Raw genomic sequence first — 20,106 nt, 5'->3', positions numbered from 1 at the left:
AGGTTTGTGCTAGAATCCGGCGATTCTCACTTGATGAACATAGTTAAAGGAAAGCTTATGAAAGTGATCGAGGGTGGCTTCCCAGCGCCAAACGCAAAAATTGCTATCGTTATTTCTCGTTTCAACAGTTTTATTAACGAAAGTCTATTGTCTGGTGCAATCGATACTTTAAAGCGTCATGGGCAAGTTAGTGACGACAACATCACTGTCGTGCGCTGTCCTGGAGCGGTTGAGCTTCCTTTGGTTGCGCAACGTGTGGCTAAAACGGGTAAGTTTGATGCTATTGTGTCACTAGGTACAGTTATCCGTGGCGGTACGCCTCATTTTGAATATGTTTGCAGTGAGTGTAACAAGGGTTTGGCTCAAGTGTCGTTGGAGTATAGCCTTCCAGTTGCATTTGGTGTCCTGACTGTTGATACCATAGACCAAGCTATTGAGCGCGCAGGAACCAAGGCTGGTAATAAAGGTGCAGAGGCTGCACTAAGCGCACTTGAAATGATTAACGTTTTATCTGAAATCGATTCCTAATGGGGGCCAGTGTGAAACCAGCCGCACGTCGTAATGCACGTCGATTCGCTCTGCAAGCGATCTACTCATGGCAAATTACTAAAGAAAATGTTGCCACTATTGAAGAGCAGTTTTTATCTGGTGGTAAGTATGATGAAGAAGAGCATCATGCTGCAGAACCTGCATTGATAGCACCAGATACTGATGTCGCATACTTCCGTGATTTATTAACCGGTGTGGTGTTAAGTCACACAGAACTGGATAGTAAAATTCGCCCTTATACGGCTCGTCCAATGCAAGACTTGGATATGATGGAGCTAGCTTTGCTTCGTCTGGCTATGTATGAAATGACTCGCCGTGAAGACGTACCATACAAAGTGGTTATTAATGAAGCTATTGAGTTGGCCAAAGTCTTTGCAGCTGAAGAAAGTCATAAGTTTGTGAATGGTGTGCTGGATAAAGCAGCGCCACACGTTCGCAAAAAGTAGGATAAATAGCTAAAAAAGGTCAGCAAATGCTGACCTTTTTTATATCGCACGTTACATTGAATACTATGTTTGGTGAATTTAATCTTATTGAAAAATACTTTGTTGGCCGTCAGTCTCGTCGTAAAGATGTGTTGCTAGCGGCTGGAGATGATTGCGCTCTACTCAAAGTGCCAGAAGGCATGTCTTTGGCGGTCAGCACGGATACACTAGTTGCGGGAACACATTTCCTCAAAGAGGCGAACCCCGCTTGGGTAGCCCACAAGGCTTTGGCCGCAAATATAAGTGATTTAGCGGCTATGGGAGCGACACCTGCTTGGGTTTCATTAGCTTTGACTCTACCAAAGCCCAATGAGTCTTGGTTAGCGCCGTTTTGTGACTCGTTTTTTAAGCTTGCAGATTATTTTGATATCCATTTGATTGGCGGAGACACGACCAAAGGCCCGTTGAGTTTAACGCTCACAGTGCAAGGCTTTGTTGACGCAGAAAAGGCACTCCGAAGAGATGGCGCACGAGTTGGTGACTGGATCTATGTGACGGGAGAGTTGGGAGACAGTCAGGCCGGTTTGGACGTTATTCTAAATAAAGAGCTGCGTAATAAACCATTTGCTGAGCAGCTTGAGCAAGCACACTATTTATCAACGCCGCGTGTTTTGGCAGGGCAAGCGCTTCTGGGTATAGCAAGCTCGGCGATTGACATTTCCGATGGCTTAGCGGCTGATTTGAAACATATTCTCAGACGCTCTGATGTTGGCGCTCATCTGGAGCTTAGTGAGCTTCCCGTTTCTAGTCAATTGATCCAGTTTATCGGTAGTGTGGATAAAGCTCAGCAATATGCACTCACAAGTGGTGAAGAATATGAGTTATGCTTCACAGTCCCAGAGCAGTATAAAGGAGCGATTGACGCTACGTTGGCACATTGTGGTTGTCAGGTGAGTTGTATTGGACAAATTCGTCCTAAGGGCCAGTTTTTGCTGTCAAATAAAGGGCAACCTCTTGACTGGCCTCAGCAAGGCTTCGACCATTTTCAATAGAATTAATAGTATGACAAACCCCTTATTTCTTATATCACTTAAAAACCCTTGGCACCTTCTGGCAACCGGATTTGGTAGCGGTTTATCCCCCTTTATGCCAGGCACCGTCGGAACACTGGCTGCTATCCCTTTTTACCTTCTGTTAGCTCAACTGCCTTTACCTGCTTACATTATCACCATAGTGGTGGCATCCATAGTCGGAATTAAAATATGCCAAATAACCTCAGATAGTATGGGTGTCCATGATCATGGCGCTATCGTATGGGATGAATTTGTCGGGTTTTGGATTACCATGCTGGTTGTCCCTTTATTCCACCTTTCTGTAACTGATTGGAAGTGGCTATTGACTGGTTTTGCACTGTTTAGATTTTTTGACATGCTAAAGCCATGGCCTATCAACTGGTTAGATAATCATGTTCATGGTGGTTTTGGCATTATGCTTGATGATATCGTCGCTGGTGTTATGGCGTTTGCCTCGCTTTACCTCGTTGGCAGGTTAGCTGGCTGGGTATAATAGTTACTATTTTTGAAGGTCAGAACGACAGGGGTTTACCCTGTCGCGCTTTATTTCAACTTCTCAAGGTCAGCTTCTATTTCGGCTATTTTGCTTGAAACGACTTTTTCAAGGTGACGCAGATCTGAAAGGATTTTTTCCTTAGTGTCTACTTTTGCGAGTTTCTTGGGTTTAGTGATGGTATTCAACTCATCAATAATAAGCGTTAGGTTGCGATTTATTTCCGTCACTTCCTTGTACTTATTGCTTCCCCCATCCACCAACACATTTTTAACCTGCCTCGGGTATTTGAACTTAACGCTTTTTGCGAATAGTTCGCCTTTTTGCTTACGAAAGTAAATTTTTAATACGTCTTTGTGTGCCTCTTGCCTGAGGGAGTAACGTTCAATTTGTTTAGGTTCTTGAATTCCTAACGCGGTGAGGTGTTGAAACATAGGCGACCTCTTGTGATGAATTTAACGACCTTTATCCATGTGTACACTGACAACATAATGACCAACAACACATAATGTAGCAGTCGAAGTTGACTTGAGATAGTTGATTTCTATTACGCCTGTGTAACTTGTGGGCGAGATCGCCTAAGGAGCCAGCTTGTTGACGCTTTCTATTAGCTGCTGTTGAAGCTCGAGCTCTTCTTCTTCAGTCAGCTTAATACCGTGAGCATTAGTAATAATAAACAAATCCTCGGCTCGTTCACCGATTGTTGTAATTTTAGCGCCATGGAGATGCAGATTTAGGTCGGCAAAGGTTGCCCCAACAATCGCCAGTAAACCAGGAGTATCAAGCGCTACGAATTCAAGTAGAGTGCGCTTCTTACCTTTTGTTGGCAGAAACTCAACTCGGGTTTTTACTTTAAAATGCCGTAAGTTTCGATGAGGACGACGCGTTTTTATTTTGTTTGAACGTCCATTACCCAAAGTGCGCACTAACTGCTTTATGATAGCATCATGGCGGCTTTCATCTATGACCTTGCCGTGTTGATCAAGTACCATGAAGGTATCGAGCACATATCCATCTTTGCTTGTCATGACTTGCGCATCATGTACATTTAGGTTTCTTCTATCCAATTCGGCAACTATGGATGCAAAAAGCGCATGTTGATCTCGGCTATAGACAAAGACTTCTGTACCACCCCGAGTGGCCTTTTTGGATACAAGGATAAGAGGTTGAGTGTGATCGCTGTGACGGAGAATATGAGTACTGTGCCAAGCAATCTGCTTGTGTGAATGCCTGAGAAAGTAATCGGCTTTAAATCGTTGCCATAGCACTTCAATATCTCTGGCGCTGAACCCTTCCTTTCTTAAAAGGGCTGAGGCGAGTTGTTGGTTGTGACGTATTCTCTCTCTCACATCGACTGGATTCTCAAGCCCTCGACGCAGTGCTCTTTGAGTAGAATAGAATAACTCTGCTAGTAAGGTTCGCTTCCAACTGTTCCAGAGGGCAGGGTTGGTTGCACAAATATCGGCAACAGTTAAGCACACTAGGTATTCTAAATATTCTTCATCTCTTATCTGTTTAGCGAATTCGTTGATAACATCAGGGTCATAAATATCGCGCCGTTGAGCGGTGACAGACATCAATAAATGGTATCTGACCAACCAAGAAACGAGTTTAGCTTCATGATTTGATAGACCGTGGCTGATACAAAACTCATACGCTTCTTCTGCTCCTATTTCAGAATGATCGCCGCCACGACCTTTGGCTATGTCATGAAAAATAGCGGCTATTATAAGTAGCTCTTTTTTTTGTATCCGAGGGAAGACTTCGCAGCAAATGGGGTGCTTTTGATGATTTTCTGGTTGGCTAAATGTATGAATGTGTTTTAGAAGGCGGACGCTGTGTTCATCAACCGTGTAAACGTGGAATAAGTCAAACTGCATTTGGCCAACAATTTGACTCCATTGTGGCAAGTATGTCGCCAATACACCGAGTTTGTGCATCAAAACAAATGCTCGAGTAAGAGAGTTTGGGTGGCGACAAAGTTCGATAAACTTTTCTCTGGCTGCTGGAATCGTGTGAAGAAACTTATTCAACCGTCTTCGAGCGGTTCTTAGTTGACGAAGTGTTGAGGGCGCCACACTTTCAATGGTTGAATCATTAGCTATATGCAAAAACATATCAAGAATGGTTTCTGGGCGAGATTGAAACAGCGCGGGTTTACGGGCTTCTATCAGAGGGCCACATCTTTGAAAGTCCTGACTGAGTACTTCAGGGTCGTACTCAATACCATTATTTAAAATCGCTTGGTCAAATAGTTTGAGTAACATTTTATTGAGTTCAGCTACACGTCTAAGTGTGCGATAGAACTCTTTCATCATCCTTTCAACGCCGCGGTTGCCTTCTCCCGAAAAACCAAGGCTCTCGGCAACTTGTACTTGATGAGCGAACGTTAAGCGATTGTCGTATCTTTTTAGCTGTAGGTGCAGAGCAAAGCGCACCCGCCATAGGTAATTTTGGCATTCTAAGAGCTCGCGATATTCTGCATCAGTCAAAAAGCCATATTGACTCATTTCAAGTAATGAAGTGGCGCCAAAATGCCTTCTTGCGATCCAGCCTAAGGTATGAATATCACGCAATCCCCCAGGTGTTGATTTTATATCGGGTTCTAAATTGTAGGTTGTATCATGGTAGCGAGAATGACGGTCTCGCTGTTCTTGAACCTTTGCTTTATAAAAGGTTTCAGTGGGCCAAAATGACTCTGAATGAATCTCAAGTTGCAGTTTACTAAAAGTTTCTTCACAGCCGCAAAGCCATCGCGATTCCTGAAGGTTAGTGGCGACAGTCAAGTCTTCTCTACCAATTGCTGAGCACTCACTTATGGTTCTCACTGCGTGCCCAACTTCGAGTTTCAGATCCCACAAAAAAGTAATAAAGCGGCTTATTTTTGTATTCAGGCTCTCAGGCAAAATATGGGTTGAGGTGATCAATATATCAATGTCGGAAAGGGGGTGCAGTTCACCTCTACCGTAACCACCAACAGCAACTAGACAAATATCAGGTTCTTTAGTAAAGCCGAAATATTGCCAAAGCCTTCTAAGGATACCATCCATGTAGTTTGCACGGCCCAAAACAAGCTCTGATATCGATTTGTGCGAGGTGAACAGATCTTTTTGGTTGTCAGCAAACTGCTTAAGTTGAGACTTAAGCTTTGCAACTGATATTTCATCGTCCTGCAAACTAGAAGGCGATTGATAAGACATAGGCAAGTCCGTGCTAGGCATCCGTATATAACAATCTATCAAAATGTAGAAGATAAAAAAAATATCCTCGTTTAGCGAGGATATTTTAGGGTGAAATTAGGCGTTATTCATAATTCGTGGAATAGTATCATCACTGCGCAGTGTCAGAATTTCACACCCTGTATCTGTTACCACAACAGTATGCTCATACTGAGCTGATTTTTTGCCATCCCCGGTGTAGACGGTCCAATCGTCTTGCGCATCAACGCTTACACCGAACTTGCCAGCGTTAATCATAGGTTCAATGGTAAAGCACATTCCTTTTTGCAACACTCGACGATCATTATTTTTGTAATGAACGATTTGTGGTTCCTCGTGGAATTCATTGCCTATTCCGTGGCCACAGAAGTCTTTTACGATCGAAAATTTATTTCTAGGATTCTTTTTGTTATTTTCCTTGATGTATTTTTCAATCGCTGTGCCTATATCACCGACAGTTGCGCCAGGTTTTACCTTACGTATGCCGACATACAAAGCTTCTTGGGTCACCATACAAAGACGTTTGTCTGCTGGAGATACGTCTCCAACGAGAAACATTTTAGATGTGTCACCGTGGTAACCCTGAGGGCGCACACTGAGGTCTGCGTTTTCGTCGTTTGGCACAATAACGGTAATATCAACGTTAATAATATCGCCATTTTTTAGTACAGCAGGCTTTAGCTGGCCGTTACTACCGATTTCATCTTCCGATGCTGGAATACCATGGCAAACAATGTGGTTGATGGATGTACAGATAGATTTAGGAAATCCGTGATAATCAAGAGGTGCAGAGTAAGCTCCTTTCTCAATCCCATAGTCATGACAAATTTTATTCAATTCATCCGTGGTGACACCTTCCTTGATATGAGGCTCGATCATTTCTAGGATTTCGGCGGCTAATGCACCAGCGATGCGCATACGCTCAATTTCTGCAGAGGTTTTTATCTTGATGGACATCGTTTTTCTCTAATTTAATCAGTAGCACTTATCTGTGCGAATGAGCGCATTCTATCAGGAAGCTAGGCTAATGAGAATGATTCTTCATGTGTGAGGTTAAGTGAGACACTCAAAGCTATGGCCTAATTAACTCCATAGAGTGACTTTTTACTAGCCAAGATGGATGAAAATATGGTATAAAGCGCGCCGGAAATGTTGTCTGTTCTCTCCTTTTTTGGCGAAGCTGATGACTTCCATAAAACATTTATCTTTAAATCACACACAATCCGTCACATATTCCGGGGTGCTGGGCAATGAGCTTGGTCGGAATTATGGGGATTGTGGAGGCCTAACCCCATAGAGGAATTTAAAATGGCAACTGTATCAATGCGCGATATGCTAAAAGCTGGTGTTCACTTTGGTCACCAGACTCGTTACTGGAACCCAAAAATGAAGCCATTCATCTTTGGTGCTCGTAACCGTGTACATATCATCAACCTAGAAAAAACTGTACCTATGTTTAACGACGCTCTAGCTGAGCTAGGTAAAGTCGGCGAGAAAAAAGGTAAGGTTCTATTTGTAGGTACTAAGCGCGCTGCATCTGAAGCTGTTAAAGAAGCTGCTATTGCAAGCAACCAGTATTATGTTAACAACCGCTGGCTTGGTGGTATGCTAACAAACTACAAAACTGTTCGTCAGTCTATCAAGCGTCTAAAAGAGCTAGAAACTCAGTCTCAAGACGGTACTTTTGACAAGTTGACTAAGAAAGAAGCTCTAATGCGCACTCGTGAAATGGAGAAGCTAGAGAAGTCTCTTGGTGGTATCAAAGACATGGGTGGTCTACCAGACGCATTGTTCGTAATCGATGCAGATCACGAGCATATTGCAGTTAAAGAAGCAAACAACCTAGGTATCCCAGTTTACGCTGTAGTTGATACTAACTCTAACCCAGACGGCGTAGATTTCGTTATCCCTGGTAACGATGATGCTATCCGTGCGGTACAGCTATACCTAAACGCTGCTGCTTCTGCAGTAACTGAAGGTCGTAACAAAGACGTAGCTGCAGCTGCTGAAAAAGACGGTTTCGTAGAAGCTGAATAATAGCGGCTTTGAGCCATACTTAGCCAACGTAAGTTAATGTACATATTGGCTAAGTTATCATTATCAGCAGGGGCTAACATGTTAAGCCCCTGTTTTTTACCATATCCAGATTAAACTGAGGAATAGAGAATGGCTGTAACTGCTGCTCTAGTTAAAGAACTGCGCGACCGTACTGGCGCAGGCATGATGGAATGTAAGAAAGCGCTTGTTGAAACTGACGGCGATATCGAACTGGCAATTGACAACATGCGTAAGTCAGGTGCTGCAAAAGCTGCTAAAAAAGCAGGTAATGTAGCGGCTGAAGGCGCGATCATCATTAAACAAGACAACGGCGTAGCTGTACTTCTTGAAGTAAACTGCCAAACTGACTTCGTAGCAAAAGATGCTAACTTTACAGCATTTGCTGAAGAAGTGGCAGCTCATGCGCTTTCTACTAAAGCGACGGCAGAAGAACTACAAGCTAAGTTCGAAGAGACTCGCGTTGCTCTAGTTGCTAAAATTGGTGAAAACATCAACATCCGTCGCGTTCAATATGTTGAAGGTGCTGAAATTGCTTCTTACCGCCACGGTGAGAAAATTGGTGTAGTTGTTGCTGGTGAAGGCGACGCTGAAACACTTAAGCATGTAGCGATGCACGTAGCGGCTTCTCGTCCTGAGTATGTTAACCCTGAAGATGTACCCGCTGACGTTGTTGAGAAAGAAAAAGCAGTTCAAGTGGAAATCGCTATGAACGAAGGCAAACCAGCTGAAATCGCAGAGAAGATGGTTGTTGGCCGTATGAAGAAGTTCACAGGTGAGATTTCTCTAACTGGCCAAGCTTTTGTTATGGAGCCAAAGAAATCTGTTGGTGAAATCCTAAAAGAGCGTGGTGCTTCTGTTGCTAACTTTGTCCGCCTAGAAGTGGGTGAAGGCATCGAAAAAGGCGAAGAAATGAGCTTTGCTGAAGAAGTTGCAGCTGCTCAAAAAGGTTAATCCTTAGATATGCTAAAACTTTAGACCGTAGCCTAGGCTGCGGTCTTTTTACGAATGGCAGTTATGTGGTTAATTGTGATGAATAGGTAAGTGATGTGACGAGCATCATTTTAAGGATGGCTTGCTTGGCTATTCATGACTGTTAATTAATAACTCTCTTTGGAAGGTAAACTCCATGACGACAAACCCTAAACCAGCGTATCAACGTATTCTGTTAAAACTGAGTGGTGAAGCTCTTCAAGGTGAAGAGGGTTTTGGTATCGACCCTGCGATTCTTGATCGTATGGCTCAAGAAGTAAAAGAACTGGTAGAGCTTGGAGTGCAAGTAGGGGTGGTGATCGGAGGAGGCAACCTTTTCCGAGGTGCTGGGCTTGCTGAAGCTGGGATGAACCGTGTTGTGGGCGACCATATGGGGATGCTTGCAACAGTAATGAACGGCCTTGCCATGCGAGATGCTTTACATCGTGCTTATGTTAATGCTCGTGTTATGTCTGCCATACCTCTGAAAGGTGTCTGTGACGATTACAACTGGGCTGACGCTATTCGTGAATTGCGTCAAGGGCGAGTGGTTATATTCTCAGCGGGTACTGGAAATCCATTTTTTACGACTGACTCTGCTGCCTGTTTGCGTGGCATTGAAATTGAAGCCGATGTGGTTTTAAAAGCGACTAAAGTTGACGGCGTATTTACCGCTGACCCTGTAGCTAATCCTGATGCAGAGTTGTATGATAAGCTGGCGTATTCAGAAGTTCTTGATAAAGAACTAAAAGTGATGGATTTAGCAGCATTTACACTAGCTCGTGATCACAAAATGCCTATTCGTGTTTTCAACATGAATAAGCCTGGCGCACTTCGCCGAGTGGTTATGGGTGAAGCTGAAGGTACTTTGATTAGTACTGCTGAATAACTCATTCAACCCTAGTATGGTAATTTTATACTAGGGTATTACCTTTTAAAGAATCCTGTTTAGGCTTTCTTCTAAAAAGAATGACATATTTAAGGTGATATCGTGATTAATGAAATCAAACAAGACGCTCAAGAGCGCATGGAAAAAAGCGTAGAAGCGCTAAAAAATAACCTTTCGAAAGTTCGTACAGGTCGCGCTCATCCGAGCCTACTTTCTGGAATCTCAGTCGAGTACTATGGTGCGCCAACACCGTTAAACCAAGTTGCTAATGTTGTTGCTGAAGATGCTCGAACTCTAGCCATTACTGTTTTTGATAAAGAGCTTGCACCTAAAGTAGAAAAAGCCATCATGATGTCAGATCTAGGACTTAATCCGATGTCAGCTGGAACCATCATCCGTGTACCACTTCCACCGTTAACTGAAGAACGACGCAAGGACCTGGTTAAAATCGTACGTGGTGAAGCTGAGGGCGGACGAGTGGCTATTCGTAATATTCGTCGTGATGCCAATGGCGAACTAAAGTCCTTGCTCAAAGACAAAGAAATTTCTGAAGATGAAGATCGCAAAGCTCAAGATGAGATTCAAAAAATCACTGATGCAGCGGTTAAAAAAGTAGACGAAGCGCTCGCATCAAAAGAAAAAGAACTTATGGAAGTTTAATTTCATTCACACTCGAAATATAAAGAACGCTGTGCTCGCAGTACAGCGTTTTTTTATGCTACTCTTTGTCACCTGCTGATAACCATAAATCCTTGTATGCATAACATTCAACTATCTTCAGAACTACTTCCCAAGCATATTGCTATTATTATGGATGGCAATGGTCGCTGGGCAAAAGCGCAGGGAAAACCCCGCGTGTTTGGCCATAAAAATGGTGTATCTGCGGTAAGAAAAACTATTTCTACATCTGCTAAATTAGGTATTAAAGCCATTACTTTGTTTGCGTTTAGCAGTGAAAACTGGCGCAGACCAGAGGACGAAGTCGGTGTGTTAATGGAGTTATTCATCACCGTTTTGTCTACGGAAGTTAAGAAGCTCCATAAAAACAACCTACGTCTACGTGTTATTGGTGATAAAAGTCGATTTAACCCAAGATTACAAAACAAGATAGCTCAAGCTGAATCTTTGACTGCAAGTAATACTGGCATGGTTATTAATATAGCAGCTAATTACGGCGGTAAATGGGATATTGTCGAGGCGACGAAAAGTATCTCTGCGAAAGTGGCGCGTGGTGAAATTGATGCTAATGACGTTAATGAAGAGCTGATTGCGTCTCATCTGACCATGGCAGATTTACCAGAAGTTGATTTATTAATAAGAACAAGTGGCGAGTGTCGTATCAGTAACTTCATGCTTTGGCAGATGGCTTATGCTGAAATGTATTTTACGCCGACATATTGGCCGGAGTTCAATGAAGACAGCTTAATTGAAGCAATTACATGGTTTGTTAATCGGGAAAGGCGCTTTGGTTGCACCGACGAACAGGTTAAAGAACTGATCGAAAGCGATTAAGGGTTTAAGTTTGAAACAACGAATTATCACAGCTCTAATTCTTGCCCCTGCTGTTATTCTTGGTATTTTTAAGCTACCGCTAGCTTTATTCATGCTAGCTGTAGCGACAGTAACTGTAATTGGGTTTTGGGAGTGGACCCAATTTGTTGAGTCCAAAACACGCCTTTTAGCATTGGCTCCGAGTATTCTTATCAGCGCTATTTCTTTAGTTGTTATTCCTTTTGATGCTAGAAGCTTGAGTTTGATGACTGGCGAGCATATTGCTGTGCTCTCAGTTGGAAGTATTTGGTGGATTATTTCTAGCGGCCTAGTACTGTCTTTTCCTCGCTCAGCCAAGTTTTGGCAAAACTCCAATTTGCTCAGGCATGTGTTTGGTGTTCTGACTCTGTTACCTTTTTTCTGGAGTATCTTACTACTAAGGGCTGAAGGAATATACGAGGATAGTTACCATGGTGCTAAACTCGTCCTCTTTGTATGCTTTATTGTGTGGGCTGCAGATAGCGGTGCTTATTTTTGTGGCAAGAGCTTTGGTCGTCGAAAAATGGCTCCTCACGTTAGCCCTAACAAAACCATTGAAGGCCTTGTCGGGGGAATTATTACTGCAATTTTTGTCGGCTGGGGTACGGCTGTTTGGTTTGGCATTGAGTTTAGTAGTTCCCTCTCCATGGTGATCATTACGTTAATCACAGTAGTAATTAGTGTACTAGGTGACCTTGTCGAGAGTATGTTTAAACGAGTTTCAGGGATAAAAGATAGTGGTAATATTCTACCTGGGCATGGTGGAATATTAGATAGGATCGATAGTTTGACAGCCGCTTTTCCTGTATTCGCACTTCTCTATTTCATTTTCTAATTACATCGGCAGGTTTTATCCTGCCTTATGGATTTTACTGGTTTCTTTATGCGTAAGTTGACAATTTTAGGTGCAACAGGTTCGATTGGTCATAGCACTTTAAAAGTCGTTGAACACAATCCATCTGAGTTTGATATTGTTGCATTGGTTGCGGGAACAAACGTCGATAAAATGCGTCAACTGTGTCAAAAATGGCAGCCTAAATATGCGGTTATGGCCTGTGAACAATCGGCTCGCACATTGAGCTCCCATATCCAAAGGTTAAAACTCCCTACACAAGTACTATCTGGACCTGAGGCGATTACTCATGTTGCTTCTTTTGATGAAGTCGACACAGTAATGTCTGCAATTGTTGGTGCTATTGGTCTTGTTCCAACCATGGCTGCTGTTAAAGCTGGTAAACGCGTTTTGTTGGCTAACAAAGAGGCGCTAGTTATGTCTGGAAAGTTGTTCATGGACGCAGTAAAAGAATATGACGCAGAGCTTATGCCTGTTGATAGTGAACATAATGCAATTTTCCAGTGCCTCCCAAATGCTATTCAGACTAGCCTTGGGGGGTGTGATTTAACCCAGCATGGTGTCCAGCACATTACTCTTACTGGGTCTGGGGGCCCATTTCGTTACACTGAGCTTAGTGCATTATCGCAAGTTACTCCAGAACAAGCGATAGTGCATCCTAATTGGTCTATGGGCCCCAAAATATCGGTCGATTCGGCCAGTATGATGAATAAAGGCTTAGAGTACATAGAAGCTAAATGGCTTTTTAATACCAGTCGAGAGCAGCTCAAGGTTTTAATTCACCCTCAATCAGTAATTCATTCTATGGTGCAGTACAAAGATGGTTCTTTACTGGCACAGATGGGCAATCCTGATATGGCGACACCTATTTCTTATACCCTCTCTTATCCTGATAGAGTTCCAGCCGGTGTACCGCCCCTTGATTTTGCTCAAATCAGCCAGTTGACTTTTCTTGAACCCGACTACCAGAGATACCCGTGCTTGAAGCTAGCGATAGACGCTTGCTACGAAGGACAACATGCAACGACGGCGCTTAATGCAGCTAATGAAATTGCCGTTGATTCTTTTCTTTCACACAAGTTAAAGTTTACCGATATTGCTGTCGTTAATGAGCGAGTGGCACATTTTATTTGTGGCAAGAGCAGCGAAGCAGATTGTAATAGCTTGGAAAGTATCATTGAGCTAGATAGAATGGCGCGAGCCTTAGCTGTCGAGACAATTAAAGAGTGTTCAGCATGACAGATATCTTATGGAATTTTGCCTCCTTTCTTATTGCCCTTGGCATCTTAGTTGCGGTACATGAGTTCGGCCATTTCTGGGTAGCGCGCCGTTGTGGTGTGAAAGTAGAAAAATTCTCCATTGGTTTTGGTAAATCAATTTGGAGCAAAACTGGTCAAGATGGCACCGAGTATAGCCTTTCAATAATACCATTGGGCGGTTATGTTAAAATGCTCGATGGCCGAGTAGATGACGTTCTACCAGAGCAAAAGGGACAAGCATTTGATACTCAGCCTTTGTGGAAAAGGACGTCGATAGTAGCTGCTGGCCCCGCATTTAACTTTTTGTTTGCTGTATTTGCGTATTGGCTTGTTTTTTTAATAGGTGTGCCTGCTGTTAAGCCTGTTATTGGTCAAGTTGAGCCTAATTCAATCGCCGCTCGAGCTGGTTTAGGGTCTAATATGGAACTTAAATCAGTCTCTGGCGTCAAAACACCGGATTGGGAATCGGTAAACATGGGATTGATTTCCCATATCGGTGATAACCAAATGACTTTAACGGTCTCACCCATCAATGAGTATGGTGCCGAAGAGGTAAAAACATTAGATTTGACAGATTGGAGCTTTGATCCAGAAGTTGAATCAGCTATGTCCTCCTTGGGCTTTAAGCCTTTTACACCCGAGGTTTCAACTCGTTTATCCTCAGTTACCTCTGGGGGAGCTGGTGATGCTGCGGGTTTGCAACCTGAAGATAAATTAGTGTTGGCTAATGATCTCGTTCTAAACGATTGGCAGCAGGTGGTTGATTTGGTGCAGAATCATCCCAATCAGGTGATTGATCTAGCCGTTGAACGCAATGGTGAGACTATAGGTTTGACTTTAGTACCAGAAAGCCGAACTCTGTCTAACGGTAGGGTTATAGGGTTTGCTGGTATTGCTCCTCAAGTCGCAGAATGGCCTGAAAATTATCGCTTCGACCTACAATTTGGTGTATTTGAGTCGGTCGGAAAAGCAATTGAAAAAACAGGACAGGTGATAGGCCTCACTATCAGTATGTTGAAAAAATTAATTGTTGGAGATGTGGGTTTAAATAATCTCAGTGGGCCTATTTCAATTGCAAAAGGAGCGGGTACGACAGCTGATTATGGCTTGGTGTATTTTCTTGGTTTCTTAGCTTTGATTAGTGTTAATTTAGGTATTATCAACCTTGTGCCCCTACCCATGTTAGACGGTGGACACTTAATGTTTTTTGCCGTTGAAGCGGTGACCAGACGTCCAGTTCCTGAGCGGGTTCAAGATATGGGCTACCGTATTGGCGGAGCGATTATTTTTTCTCTCATGGCATTGGCAATATTTAATGATTTTGCTCGTTTATAGTCGGGCAAAGGTCGTAATAAGGAATAACTAAAACAAATATGGCGATGAATAAAATTCTGTTTGCAACGCTATTGGCAACGAGCGTTGCTGCAAATGGAGCCGAAAACTTTGTTGTAGAAGATATCCAAATCGATGGATTACAGCGTGTTGCACTTGGTGCAGCTTTGTTAAAGATGCCAGTTCGTGTCGGAGATACGGTCGATGCTCAAGATGTATCTGAAATTATAAGGGCACTATACGCATCAGGAAATTTCGAAGATATCAAAGTATTACGGGATGGTAATCAACTCCTCGTACAGGTAAAAGAGCGTCCTACCATTGCCAGTATTTCATTTTCTGGCAACAAAGCAATAAAAGAGGAACAGTTACAGCAGAATCTTGATGCCTCAGGAGTTAGAGTTGGTGAAGCTCTTGATCGAACGACTTTGTCAAACATTGAGAAGGGTCTGGAAGACTTTTACTATAGCGTCGGAAAATATAATGCGACAGTAAAGGCTGTTGTGACTCCTTTGCCCCGTAATCGTTCTGATCTTAAATTTGTATTTTCGGAAGGGGTATCAGCCAAAATACAGCAAATTAACTTTTTAGGTAATAAGGCATTTTCTGACGAGGACCTACTCAGTAGATTTAATCTGAATGTTGATGTGTCTTGGTGGAATTTTCTATCAGACGATAAGTACCAAAAACAAGTTCTGGCAGGCGATCTTGAGGCTTTAAAGTCTTACTATCTAGATCGTGGTTACCTAAAATTTAAGCTTGATTCGACACAGGTTGCGATTTCTCCCGACAAAAAAGGCGTGTATATCACTCTAGCCGTGAATGAAGGGCTGCCTTACACAGTTAAGGATGTCAAATTTCGCGGTGAGTTGATAGGAAAGGAAGCAGAGTTTGAAGCTCTGGTACCTTTTGTCAGCGGAGATGTTTATAACGGCTCTAAAGTAACGAGTTTGGAAGAAGGGGTTAAGCGCGTGCTAGGCGAGGCCGGATATGCGTACCCTAAAGTTCGTACTATCCCTGAATTTGACGATGAGAATCAACAGGTTTCTCTAGTTGTCAACGTCGAATCGGGCAAGCGAATCTATGTTCGTGATATACGTTTTATTGGTAACAATGCAACCAAAGATGAAGTTTTGCGGCGAGAAATGCGGCAAATGGAAGGTAGCTGGTTAAACTCAAAGTCGATTGAAACGGGCAAAAAACGTCTTAATCGTTTGGGCTTCTTTGAAACGGTTGACGTGCAGACAGTTCGAGTTCCGGGAAGCGATGATCAAGTTGATCTTGTATACAATGTTAAAGAAGCAAACTCAGGTAGTGTCAATTTCGGTATCGGTTACGGAACTGAGTCGGGTGTGAGTTTCCAAGTGGGTTTACAGCAAGATAACTTTTTAGGTTCAGGTAATCGTGTCGGTATTAATGCGATGATGAACGATTATCAACAGAATATCAGCCTTGATTACAACGACCCTTACTGGAATCTTGATGGTGTTAGCCTAGGTGGGAAAATATTCTATAACACCTTCGAAGCTTCAGATGCTGGGATTATCGACTATACCAATGAAAGCTACGGCACAAGTTTGACTTGGGGTTTTCCTGTCAATGAATTGACTAAGTTACAGTTTGGTGTGGGATATACTCACAATAAGATTGGTAATGTCCCAGGTTATGATCAAGCTAAGCTTTTTGCAGAAAGTATTGGCCAACCCGATGGTGATATTTTAACCAATGATTTTGATATCACCACTGCTTGGATTAGAAGTAACCTTAACCGAGGTTTCTTCCCAACTGCAGGTAACTATCAGCGAGCATCAGCAAAAGTGACAGTGCCAGGTTCAGATGCTCAATATTTTAAGCTTGACTATGAAGTACGTCAGTATTTCCCATTAACGAAACAACATGATTTTACTTTGCTAATGCGGGGTAGACTTGGCTACGGTAATGGGTATGGTAAAACGGATGGGAATGATAATCTCTTCCCATTCTATGAAAACTACTATGCAGGTGGCTTTACGTCTTTACGAGGCTTTAGCTCACGCTCTGCGGGGCCTAAAGCAGTTTATACGAACACAGCTAACTCGTGCGGAAATAATGGCTGTATTGAAGTGACAGACGACTCAGTGGGTGGTAATGCCATAGCGACCGCAAGTATGGAGCTAATTGTCCCGACACCATTTGCTTCTGATGAGGCTCGGAGTCAAATTCGTACCAGTTTATTTATTGATGCAGCCAGTGTTTGGGATACAGAATTTAGGTACCGTGAAGGGGTGAGTGATCCCAAGTATTATGATTACTCAGATCCTACGAATTATCGAGCGTCATATGGTGCAGCCTTACAATGGATGTCACCAATGGGGCCATTGGTATTTTCGGTAGCGAAACCGATAGAGATCTACGAAGGTGATGATGAAGAGTTCTTCACTTTCACAATTGGAAGAACCTTCTAAATATTGAGGAATATAAAGTGAATAAAATGATTAAAGCAGCTGGTCTTAGCCTAATGTTATTGACGTCTTCTTTTGTTGCTAATGCGGCAGGAAGCACACAAAAAATTGGTTATATCAATACAGCGCAAGTTTTTCAGGCTCTTCCTCAGCGCGAAGTCGTACTGCAAAAAATGCAAGAAGAGTTTAAAGATAAAGCAGACGAGCTTAAGTCAATCCAAGCTGAAGCTAAGACTAAAATAGAGAAACTTAAGCGAGATGGAGAGTTACTTGGCCCTGAAGAAGTTGAAAAGCTGCGTGTAGAAATTGCTCAACTAGACAGTAAATACAAAATTAAAGGGCAAGCTCTAGAAAAAGCATCAGCTCGCCGTGAAGCAGAAGAAAAGCAGAAGCTATTTAAGGTAATTCAGGACGCTGTGAAGAAAGTTGCAGAAAAAGAAGGTTACGATATCGTTGTAGATATTCAAACCATGCAATACGGTAAACCTGAATATAATATTTCTGAAAAAGTCATTAAAACACTTAAGTAACTGACTATGGCAACTCTTACTTTAGCCGAACTGGCAACAATAACTGGTGGAGAACTATACGGTAACGAGCAAGCGCTTGTCAGTATGGTTTCCCCAATGGAAAAAGCGCAGGAAGGAGACGTTACTTTCCTGTCTAACCCTAAGTACGCAAAGCACCTTGCAGACTGTAACGCGACGGTGGTTATGGTAAAAGAGGCGCAACGAGAAATGTGTGCAGGGAATGTCTTGGTGGTCGAAGACCCATATGTTGCCTTTGCTAAAGTTGCTCAAGCCCTAGATACAACGCCAGCACCAGCTGAAGGCATAGCATCATCTGCCGTTATTGCTGAGGATGTGGACATTGCTGAAGGCGTGTCTATTGGCGCGAATGCTGTGATAGAAAGTGGTGTTCGTCTAGCTGAAAATGTAGTGATTGGTGCAGGTTGTTTTATTGGGAAAGGTGCTCAAATTGGCGCTAATACTCAATTATGGTCAAACGTGAGTATCTATCACCAAGTAGTTATCGGTTCTGACTGCCTTATACATGCTAACACTGTCATCGGTGCTGATGGCTTTGGTTATGCGAATGAAAAAGGTGAATGGATAAAAATCCCTCAGCTTGGAACGGTTAAAATTGGTAATCGGGTCGAAATAGGATCGTGTACCACAATAGATCGTGGTGCTTTAGAAGATACCATTATCGAAGATAATGTGATCATCGATAACCAGATGCAGATAGCGCATAATGTACACATCGGATATGGCACAGCTATGGCTGGTGGTACTATTGTTGCTGGCAGTACTACCATAGGTAAGTATTGCATGATTGGTGGTGCAAGCGTATTAAACGGCCATATTGAAATTGCTGACGGTGTCACTATTACCGGTATGGGGATGGTGATGCGCAGCATTGATGAAAAGGGAATGTACTCTTCAGGTATTCCGTTGCAACCCAATAAAGAATGGCGCAAAACGGCGGCTCGAGTCCATCGTATCGATGATATGAACAAACGACTCAAGGCTGTTGAAAAGCAGTTAGAAACTGAACAAGATGCTTAAGCGCTAATAGATTCTAAAAGGCTCGCTTTGCGGGTCTTTTAAAATTTTAATGATAGTTAGCTGACACTACTTTCTATAAGAGCGCATGCCTAGCATATCAAGATGACTCGGTTATAATGCCTGCCAGTTAATTTAGCATTTAATATAGGAAAATGACTTTGACTACTGAAAACAAAACGATGAACATCACTGAAATCCAAGAACTCTTGCCTCATCGTTACCCTTTTCTGCTGATTGATCGTGTGATTGACTTCCAAGAGGAAAAATATCTGACTGCAATTAAAAATGTCTCAGTGAACGAGCCTCAGTTTACCGGTCATTTCCCTCAACTGCCTGTGTTTCCAGGGGTTTTAATTCTAGAGGCTATGGCTCAAGCGACTGGATTACTTGCGTTTAAATCTTTTGGCGCTCCTTCAGAGAATGAACTGTACTACTTTGCGAGTGTTGATGGTGCTAAGTTCCGTAAGCCAGTGACTCCAGGTGATCAGCTTGTAATCGAAGTTGAGTTTGTTAAAGAGCGCCGTGGTATTGCGGCTTTTAACGGTGTTGCAAAAGTGGATGGTGAAGTAGTTTGTTCTGCTGAGCTAAAGTGCGCACGTCGAGAGTTTTAATATGATTCATGAAACAGCTAAGGTTCATCCATCTGCTGTCCTTGAAGGTGATGTAAGCATTGCTGCTAATGTCACCGTAGGGCCTTTTACCTATATTTCAGGCAAGATTGAAATTGGTGAGGGGACAGAGATAATGTCCCATGTTGTGATTAAGGGGCACACTAAAATAGGTAAAGACAATCGTGTTTTTCCTCATGCAGTGATCGGCGAAGAAAATCAGGACAAGAAATATGGTGGTGAAGACACGACGGTTGTAATTGGTGACCGTAATGTCATTCGTGAAGCGGTTCAAATCCATCGTGGTACTGTCCAAGACAAGGCTTCAACAGTGATTGGCGATGATAACCTGTTGTGCGTCAACGCCCATATTGCGCACGATGTTATCGTTGGCAATCACACTCATGTTGGTAACAATGCAATACTTGGTGGACATGTGACTGTAGAAGATCACGCTGGCGTTATGGCTCTTTCTGCAATACATCCTTTTTGCAAAGTCGGCGCATTCAGTTACATAGGCGGGTGTTCTGCGGTTGTTAAAGATGTCCCTCCTTATGTATTAGCTCAAGGTAATCATGCCACTCCTTTTGGTTTAAACCTTGTCGGCTTACAAAGAAATGGCTTTGAGAAAGCGGAGCTACGTGCACTGCGTAATGCCTATAAAGAGTTTTATCGTGCAGGTAAGACTCAGGCTGAAGCGATACAGTCCCTGCAAGAGATGGCAAAAGACTGGCCATCAATCCAACATTTTATTGACTTCGTGGATACATCTGAGCGTGGCGTCATTCGTTGATAATACTCGGACATTTTAGAAAAAGATCGCGCAATACGCCGCGATCTT

20 protein-coding genes are annotated in these 20,106 nt (G+C 42.9%); 17 read left to right on the top strand and 3 right to left on the bottom strand.

From position 1 onward, the window contains the following. Nucleotides 1-57 precede the first annotated feature (57 nt). The 4 genes from ribE (at nucleotide 58) to pgpA (ending at nucleotide 2,540) form a co-directional block, all read left to right on the top strand. The gene (gene ribE, locus MHN79_RS04015) at nucleotides 58-528 is read left to right on the top strand and encodes a 6,7-dimethyl-8-ribityllumazine synthase (protein ID WP_152431067.1); all 471 of its coding nucleotides are present in this window, start codon (nucleotides 58-60) and stop codon (nucleotides 526-528) included. Beyond that, nucleotides 528-995, top strand: coding sequence for a transcription antitermination factor NusB (gene nusB / locus MHN79_RS04010; protein WP_114785217.1), 468 nt, complete (start codon nucleotides 528-530; stop codon nucleotides 993-995). Before ribE ends, nusB begins: the two co-directional genes overlap by 1 nt. Before the next feature lie 65 nt (nucleotides 996-1,060). Continuing rightward, nucleotides 1,061-2,026 (top strand): thiamine-phosphate kinase, encoded by a 966-nt coding sequence (gene thiL / locus MHN79_RS04005; protein WP_239171985.1) that lies wholly within the window; start codon nucleotides 1,061-1,063, stop codon nucleotides 2,024-2,026. A gap of 10 nt (nucleotides 2,027-2,036) precedes the next feature. After that, the gene (pgpA, locus tag MHN79_RS04000) at nucleotides 2,037-2,540 is read left to right on the top strand and encodes a phosphatidylglycerophosphatase A (RefSeq protein WP_239171817.1); all 504 of its coding nucleotides are present in this window, start codon (nucleotides 2,037-2,039) and stop codon (nucleotides 2,538-2,540) included. Nucleotides 2,541-2,590: 50 nt separating this feature from the next. On the opposite strand, the gene MHN79_RS03995 is transcribed toward pgpA, so the two are convergent. The 3 genes from MHN79_RS03995 to map form a co-directional block, all read right to left on the bottom strand. Beyond that, nucleotides 2,591-2,974, bottom strand: coding sequence for a DUF3461 family protein (locus tag MHN79_RS03995; RefSeq protein ID WP_160929591.1), 384 nt, complete (start codon nucleotides 2,972-2,974; stop codon nucleotides 2,591-2,593). Between the two features lie 144 nt (nucleotides 2,975-3,118). Next, nucleotides 3,119-5,740: a bifunctional uridylyltransferase/uridylyl-removing protein GlnD gene (gene glnD / locus MHN79_RS03990; RefSeq protein ID WP_239171816.1), complete on the bottom strand. Its 2,622-nt coding sequence runs from the start codon at nucleotides 5,738-5,740 to the stop codon at nucleotides 3,119-3,121. A 96-nt stretch (nucleotides 5,741-5,836) separates the two neighbouring features. Next, on the bottom strand, nucleotides 5,837-6,715 hold the full coding sequence (gene map, locus MHN79_RS03985; protein WP_160929595.1) for a type I methionyl aminopeptidase: 879 nt from the start codon (nucleotides 6,713-6,715) through the stop codon (nucleotides 5,837-5,839). Between the two features lie 351 nt (nucleotides 6,716-7,066). Here map and rpsB point away from each other — a divergent pair, with 351 nt between their 5' ends. The 13 genes from rpsB (at nucleotide 7,067) to lpxA (ending at nucleotide 20,058) form a co-directional block, all read left to right on the top strand. Further along, complete coding sequence (rpsB, locus tag MHN79_RS03980) at nucleotides 7,067-7,795, top strand: 30S ribosomal protein S2 (RefSeq protein WP_114785223.1); 729 nt, start codon at nucleotides 7,067-7,069, stop codon at nucleotides 7,793-7,795. Nucleotides 7,796-7,924: 129 nt separating this feature from the next. Next, nucleotides 7,925-8,767, top strand: coding sequence for a translation elongation factor Ts (gene tsf, locus MHN79_RS03975; RefSeq protein WP_239171815.1), 843 nt, complete (start codon nucleotides 7,925-7,927; stop codon nucleotides 8,765-8,767). A 175-nt stretch (nucleotides 8,768-8,942) separates the two neighbouring features. After that, a complete protein-coding gene (gene pyrH, locus MHN79_RS03970) occupies nucleotides 8,943-9,674 on the top strand; it encodes a UMP kinase (RefSeq protein ID WP_114785225.1) in 732 nt (243 codons plus the stop codon). A gap of 102 nt (nucleotides 9,675-9,776) precedes the next feature. Continuing rightward, the gene (gene frr / locus MHN79_RS03965; RefSeq protein WP_114785226.1) at nucleotides 9,777-10,334 is read left to right on the top strand and encodes a ribosome recycling factor; all 558 of its coding nucleotides are present in this window, start codon (nucleotides 9,777-9,779) and stop codon (nucleotides 10,332-10,334) included. Between the two features lie 96 nt (nucleotides 10,335-10,430). Next, nucleotides 10,431-11,186: an isoprenyl transferase gene (locus MHN79_RS03960; protein WP_239171814.1), complete on the top strand. Its 756-nt coding sequence runs from the start codon at nucleotides 10,431-10,433 to the stop codon at nucleotides 11,184-11,186. Between the two features lie 10 nt (nucleotides 11,187-11,196). Next, nucleotides 11,197-12,039: a phosphatidate cytidylyltransferase gene (locus MHN79_RS03955; RefSeq protein WP_239171813.1), complete on the top strand. Its 843-nt coding sequence runs from the start codon at nucleotides 11,197-11,199 to the stop codon at nucleotides 12,037-12,039. Nucleotides 12,040-12,087: 48 nt separating this feature from the next. After that, nucleotides 12,088-13,296: a 1-deoxy-D-xylulose-5-phosphate reductoisomerase gene (gene ispC, locus MHN79_RS03950; protein WP_160929603.1), complete on the top strand. Its 1,209-nt coding sequence runs from the start codon at nucleotides 12,088-12,090 to the stop codon at nucleotides 13,294-13,296. After that, nucleotides 13,293-14,651 (top strand): sigma E protease regulator RseP, encoded by a 1,359-nt coding sequence (rseP, locus tag MHN79_RS03945; RefSeq protein WP_239171812.1) that lies wholly within the window; start codon nucleotides 13,293-13,295, stop codon nucleotides 14,649-14,651. Before ispC ends, rseP begins: the two co-directional genes overlap by 4 nt. 38 nt (nucleotides 14,652-14,689) lie before the next feature. Continuing rightward, nucleotides 14,690-17,092 carry an outer membrane protein assembly factor BamA gene (gene bamA / locus MHN79_RS03940; RefSeq protein WP_239171811.1) on the top strand — a complete coding sequence of 801 codons (2,403 nt, stop codon included), beginning with the start codon at nucleotides 14,690-14,692 and terminating at the stop codon, nucleotides 17,090-17,092. Between the two features lie 26 nt (nucleotides 17,093-17,118). Further along, complete coding sequence (locus MHN79_RS03935; RefSeq protein ID WP_202408600.1) at nucleotides 17,119-17,619, top strand: OmpH family outer membrane protein; 501 nt, start codon at nucleotides 17,119-17,121, stop codon at nucleotides 17,617-17,619. 6 nt (nucleotides 17,620-17,625) lie between these two features. Further along, on the top strand, nucleotides 17,626-18,657 hold the full coding sequence (gene lpxD / locus MHN79_RS03930; protein ID WP_239171810.1) for a UDP-3-O-(3-hydroxymyristoyl)glucosamine N-acyltransferase: 1,032 nt from the start codon (nucleotides 17,626-17,628) through the stop codon (nucleotides 18,655-18,657). Nucleotides 18,658-18,815: 158 nt separating this feature from the next. Further along, nucleotides 18,816-19,268, top strand: coding sequence for a 3-hydroxyacyl-ACP dehydratase FabZ (gene fabZ / locus MHN79_RS03925; RefSeq protein ID WP_114785263.1), 453 nt, complete (start codon nucleotides 18,816-18,818; stop codon nucleotides 19,266-19,268). 1 nt (nucleotide 19,269) lies between these two features. Continuing rightward, on the top strand, nucleotides 19,270-20,058 hold the full coding sequence (gene lpxA, locus MHN79_RS03920; protein ID WP_239171809.1) for an acyl-ACP--UDP-N-acetylglucosamine O-acyltransferase: 789 nt from the start codon (nucleotides 19,270-19,272) through the stop codon (nucleotides 20,056-20,058). The last annotated feature ends 48 nt before the right edge of the window (nucleotides 20,059-20,106 follow it).

It is taken from the genome of Vibrio sp. Of14-4 (assembly GCF_022347625.1).
Classification (GTDB): Bacteria; Pseudomonadota; Gammaproteobacteria; order Enterobacterales; family Vibrionaceae; genus Vibrio; species Vibrio pristinus.
The sequence above is the reverse complement of the archived record's forward strand: the minus strand, read 5'-3'. Positions and strand labels throughout refer to the sequence as shown.

Coding starts and splice junctions, on each gene's coding strand:
- ribE (WP_152431067.1), top strand. CDS start 58: ATGAAAGTGATCGAGGGTGGCTTCCCAGCGCCAAACGCAAAAATTGCT.
- nusB (WP_114785217.1), top strand. CDS start 528: ATGGGGGCCAGTGTGAAACCAGCCGCACGTCGTAATGCACGTCGATTC.
- thiL (WP_239171985.1), top strand. CDS start 1,061: ATGTTTGGTGAATTTAATCTTATTGAAAAATACTTTGTTGGCCGTCAG.
- pgpA (WP_239171817.1), top strand. CDS start 2,037: ATGACAAACCCCTTATTTCTTATATCACTTAAAAACCCTTGGCACCTT.
- MHN79_RS03995 (WP_160929591.1), bottom strand. CDS start 2,974: ATGTTTCAACACCTCACCGCGTTAGGAATTCAAGAACCTAAACAAATT.
- glnD (WP_239171816.1), bottom strand. CDS start 5,740: ATGTCTTATCAATCGCCTTCTAGTTTGCAGGACGATGAAATATCAGTT.
- map (WP_160929595.1), bottom strand. CDS start 6,715: ATGTCCATCAAGATAAAAACCTCTGCAGAAATTGAGCGTATGCGCATC.
- rpsB (WP_114785223.1), top strand. CDS start 7,067: ATGGCAACTGTATCAATGCGCGATATGCTAAAAGCTGGTGTTCACTTT.
- tsf (WP_239171815.1), top strand. CDS start 7,925: ATGGCTGTAACTGCTGCTCTAGTTAAAGAACTGCGCGACCGTACTGGC.
- pyrH (WP_114785225.1), top strand. CDS start 8,943: ATGACGACAAACCCTAAACCAGCGTATCAACGTATTCTGTTAAAACTG.
- MHN79_RS03960 (WP_239171814.1), top strand. CDS start 10,431: ATGCATAACATTCAACTATCTTCAGAACTACTTCCCAAGCATATTGCT.
- ispC (WP_160929603.1), top strand. CDS start 12,088: ATGCGTAAGTTGACAATTTTAGGTGCAACAGGTTCGATTGGTCATAGC.
- rseP (WP_239171812.1), top strand. CDS start 13,293: ATGACAGATATCTTATGGAATTTTGCCTCCTTTCTTATTGCCCTTGGC.
- bamA (WP_239171811.1), top strand. CDS start 14,690: ATGGCGATGAATAAAATTCTGTTTGCAACGCTATTGGCAACGAGCGTT.
- MHN79_RS03935 (WP_202408600.1), top strand. CDS start 17,119: ATGATTAAAGCAGCTGGTCTTAGCCTAATGTTATTGACGTCTTCTTTT.
- lpxD (WP_239171810.1), top strand. CDS start 17,626: ATGGCAACTCTTACTTTAGCCGAACTGGCAACAATAACTGGTGGAGAA.
- lpxA (WP_239171809.1), top strand. CDS start 19,270: ATGATTCATGAAACAGCTAAGGTTCATCCATCTGCTGTCCTTGAAGGT.